At 63.4% G+C, this 3,917-nt stretch carries 5 protein-coding genes; 3 read left to right on the top strand and 2 right to left on the bottom strand.

Translation table 11 applies throughout. From position 1 onward, the window contains the following. The 3 genes from AC5JJ6_RS02865 to AC5JJ6_RS02855 all read left to right on the top strand — a co-directional run. The coding region (locus AC5JJ6_RS02865; protein WP_496040599.1) for a hypothetical protein at positions 1-422 on the top strand (422 nt) is incomplete at its 5' end. Positions 423-629: 207 nt separating this feature from the next. After that, positions 630-1,262 (top strand): phosphatase PAP2 family protein, encoded by a 633-nt coding sequence (locus tag AC5JJ6_RS02860; RefSeq protein ID WP_496040598.1) that lies wholly within the window; start codon positions 630-632, stop codon positions 1,260-1,262. A gap of 76 nt (positions 1,263-1,338) precedes the next feature. Then, on the top strand, positions 1,339-2,670 hold the full coding sequence (locus tag AC5JJ6_RS02855) for a S8 family peptidase (protein WP_496040597.1): 1,332 nt from the start codon (positions 1,339-1,341) through the stop codon (positions 2,668-2,670). A gap of 67 nt (positions 2,671-2,737) precedes the next feature. Here AC5JJ6_RS02855 and AC5JJ6_RS02850 read toward each other — a convergent pair whose 3' ends face one another. Together AC5JJ6_RS02850 and AC5JJ6_RS02845 are read right to left on the bottom strand one after the other, a co-directional pair. Continuing rightward, the gene (locus AC5JJ6_RS02850; RefSeq protein ID WP_496040596.1) at positions 2,738-2,977 is read right to left on the bottom strand and encodes a DUF465 domain-containing protein; all 240 of its coding nucleotides are present in this window, start codon (positions 2,975-2,977) and stop codon (positions 2,738-2,740) included. 236 nt (positions 2,978-3,213) lie between these two features. Then, positions 3,214-3,483, bottom strand: a complete 270-nt coding sequence (locus tag AC5JJ6_RS02845; protein ID WP_496040595.1) for a hypothetical protein — start codon at positions 3,481-3,483, stop codon at positions 3,214-3,216. Positions 3,484-3,917: the final 434 nt, after the last annotated feature.

Raw genomic sequence — 3,917 nt, 5'->3', positions numbered from 1 at the left:
TCGATCCGAATTCGCCGTACGCGCGCGACTTCAGCGCCGTCACCCTCTGCTATGCCGGCAACGCGCCGGAAGCATTGAACCAGATCGCCGCGACCAACGAGATCTGGCAGCAGCACCCGGCTCCGTTCTATGCAAGGACGACGGACTGCATCGCCTTCTTCCTGGCCGGCGAGCACGACCGGGCGGCGGAGATCGGCCGGCGGGCAGTGCGGACGAACCCCAATTTCCAGGGCGCCTACCGTCCCCTGATCGCAAGCCTTGGGCACATGGGCAAAGTCGAGGAAGCCGGCAGGTACCTGGAAGATCTGCGAAAGCTCCAGCCGGAATTCAGCATCGACTGGTTCCGCGCCAACTACCTGCCGCTGCACCGCGATTACAACGATCACTACATCGAGGGATTCCGCAAGGCCGGGGTCGGCTGACGCCGCCTTCACGTCTTTCGAGCGTCGTGAGTGTGAGTTTAACCACAGAGCCGGGCCAGTCCGGCGTCTAGCGTCTGAGTGGGACTGATCCGGTCAATATCTGAGAAAGTCACAGCCATGGCGTTCAGCAAGAGCAAAAGCAAAAGTAAAAGCAAAACATATACGAAGCCCGGCACCACTTTCTCCATCAACGGCTGGGATCCGGAGATGGCGGCCCTGATCGAACTCCCCAACTTCTTCGAAATACCGGGGTGGCGCGATCACGATATTCCCCTGCCGCCGGACCCGGACGAAACGGAGATGGAGATCAGGGACCTGCTCGCCAAACAGCAGGAGATCCGAAGCGATCCGTCGATGTGGCTGGTGCGGAAGGCCGAGATCGAGGCGGAAGCCAACGACGATGCCTTCTACATGCGCCGCCTCGTGTCGCTGACCCCTTCCGGCTCCTCCGGCGCTACCGAGGTCCTGATCGATGCCATGTTCCACCTCGGCTACATCGTCGTGGCCACCTACAAGAAGAAGTTCATGCGGCTGAGGCCGTCGCAGATCGAGCCCAAGCTGAGGCCGCTGTTGCCGGTCCCCCATCATCCGGCCTATCCGAGCGGCCATGCCTTGCAATACCTGTTGATCGCAAAGGCCCTTTCCACGGTCATCCACAACGACGAACTCGGCATCGAGCTGTTCAGGATCGCCCGTCGCGTCGCCGAGAACCGTGAATGGGCAGGGCTTCATTACGCAAGCGACACCGTGGGGAGCGAGCATCTTGCCCTCGCCCTCTTCCCGGCCGTGACGGAGGCCTACCGCGACACCTTCCAGAACGCGGCGCGCGAATGGATATGACCGCATTCCCGGTCCTTTGCGGATCGCCCTCCCCGCCAAGACATCGGCCCCGATCCGCTCAACGGAGAAATCGACAATGAGTCTCCATCATTCAGAACGATATGACTTCGGACTGCCGAGTACCGACGACTGCTGGCACCTGGACCCGTGCAAGGACGTGGTCATCAGCCGGAAAGCCGAACGCGGGGATGGAGACGCCGTGCCGGTCGCCAGCATCCGGCGGGTCGGCATCGATGCGCGGACCGTCTGGAGCCAGGGAAACCGGGGGACGGGGATCAAGGTCGTGATCTTCGACATGGGCCTGGACACCGGGCATCCCAGCCTGAGCCCGAACATCGCCAAGGTCATGGATCTGGCCGCCGATTTCGATCACCGCCTCGGCGGACGAACGCCGTCGAGGAATGCTCAGATCCTCAACAGCTACAATGCGCATGGCACCGCCTGCGCTGGGATCGTCGCGGCGATAGACCCATCGACCTCAAGCGATCCGCGTTTGAAGAACGTCCGGGTGATCGGCGTCGCTCCCGAAGCCTACCCGGTGCCGGTCCGCATCTCGTCCAACTTCGATATCGCGTCGCTGATCGCCGCCCTGGATTACTCCCGGGAACATGGCGACGTGATCCTGATGCCCAGGTATCTGCCCCTGGACGACGAGACGCCTGTGCTGAAGGGCAAGCCAAACTCCCGGGACCTCAGGAACGCCGTCGAGCGGCTGGCCAGGGAAAAGCCCGTCGTCTGCGCCAGCGGCAACAATGGCCGGGCAGAGCTGGTCTATCCCGCATCGCTGGACGACGTCATCGCCGTTGGGGCCTGCAACGATCGGGGCTACCGGTCCACCTACAGCCAGTATGGCAAAGGCCTGACCCTGGTGGCGCCCAGCAACGACGTGCCGGAGAAGCATAGCGGTTTGGTCAGGCTCGACCTGGACGAAATAAACCTCATCAAGCGGGAAAGAGAGGAGTTGCAGGCCCGGCTGGCGGGACGTCCGCCCCCGTCCGAAGCGCCTTACGGCATCGAAGACCTCTGTCTCGGAAAAATACCCGAGAGCGACCGAATGGGGAGCGAAGAGATCGGACTGCTGTCGATAGCGGCACCCGACAACCTCGGGGAGTTCGGATACAACTATGAGCCTGCCGGCGATTACTGCGATGCCAAGGGCTTCTTCGGCTTCGGCGGCACATCAGCGGCTGCGGCGCAGGTCGCGGGGGTGATCGCTCTGATGCTCTCGGCCAATGACCGCCTGAAAGGAAAGCCGAAGGCGATCAAGGAAATGCTCATGCTGACGGCGGACAAAAGCCCGCACAACCTGCACGCCCGAAGTCCCCAGCATTTCGAACGGGAATTCGGTGCCGGTCTGGTCAATGCCGCCCGGGCCGTAGCACTCGCAAAAGACTACCGGGGTTCCTGATCACGGTGCGAAGCCACGCTGCCGAGCGCCCCGGCGGATCCGGGCCGGTCGGCAGCGTGGCCCGATCCTACTCTGCCGCCATTACGGCATTCGTCTGTGCTTTCGCATTGGACATCATTCGCCCTTCCAGTGCGGCAATCTCATCCTTCACCGCAAGGCGCGACAGCTTGAGCCGCTTGAGGCGAGTTCCATCGGGATAAAGCCTGCCGGATTCGCTGTCGGCGGCATAGTCGTAGCGCCGGTGAAGGTCGCGCAGGATACGAAGGCGGGCGCCGATCTGGTCGGCGCTGAGCGATCTGGTCGTCATGGTCGACTCCCTGAGCTTGGTCATGTCGATAGTCGTGAACTGGGGATACGAACGGGGGATGCGCCTTGTCCGGCGGGACGATCACGCCGGCGACAGCAGACTTCTCATCGCGGCGTTCTGGGCGACCATGATCTGGCGCCGGACTTCCCGTCCGCAGGCGATCAAGCCGGCACGCCGGAAATCGGCCGCCACCTTGCGCGCGACGTCGCCGAAGCCCGGTTCCTGCCGGTCTGCGGTCAGCAGTCGCGGGCATACCGCCGGGTCGAGAAGGCATCCAGGCGGAGGCGCCGCGCCGCCCACAGCGCGACCATCACGTTGCGGTAGTCGGCGACAGGGTCGCCAGCCTCGTGGGCGAGCATGCCCGGCACAGGCGGGATCTGCGTGACCTGCCGGCCCACGGGGCCGTTGACGCGGAACCGCCGGGGAGGTCGGATGCCGAAACCGCCCGTCCGGTCGGGACGATGGAACGCGGCGGACAGGCAGGCGGGATGGATGATGTAACGCATGGAAAAAGGGTCCTCCTGGATAGAGCGCAAAAGCTTCACCACAAGGAGTCCGACATCGCGGAAGCGTCGATTTAGCAACCGCCAGAGGGGCCCGGACCCGGGATACCTGATCAGATGGGAAAGGCCTCCACCGAAACAAGAGGCAGGCATGCAAAAATCCCATACCTGCCATGAATATTTCTGGAGGCCCCGCGACCGGGCCACGTCTCCGGATCTCGGGTGTTGTCCGAGGGCGGGCATCGGACGCTCGCCGGACCAGGATGGCGGGACGAGCGGCGAGCCCAGAACCAAGGAAAGAGCGGATATGGAACCGATGAAGCCCATGAAGCCCATGGAACCGATGAAACCGATGAGCGGTGGAGAAAAGTGGTGGCCCGGCGACCTCGGCCAGCCCTCCACCAGCGGAGCGCAGAACGGGATGCGGTATGCCTTCT

This window comes from Skermanella sp. (genome assembly GCF_059503625.1).
Note: the sequence above shows the minus strand (reverse complement) of the source record. Positions and strands in the feature narration are given on the sequence as shown.

Bases quoted from the DNA above. Each gene is read 5' to 3' on its own strand.
- AC5JJ6_RS02860 (WP_496040598.1), top strand. From the start codon at position 630: ATGGCGGCCCTGATCGAACTCCCCAACTTCTTCGAAATACCGGGGTGG.
- AC5JJ6_RS02845 (WP_496040595.1), bottom strand. From the start codon at position 3,483: ATGCGTTACATCATCCATCCCGCCTGCCTGTCCGCCGCGTTCCATCGT.
- AC5JJ6_RS02850 (WP_496040596.1), bottom strand. From the start codon at position 2,977: ATGACGACCAGATCGCTCAGCGCCGACCAGATCGGCGCCCGCCTTCGT.
- AC5JJ6_RS02855 (WP_496040597.1), top strand. From the start codon at position 1,339: ATGAGTCTCCATCATTCAGAACGATATGACTTCGGACTGCCGAGTACC.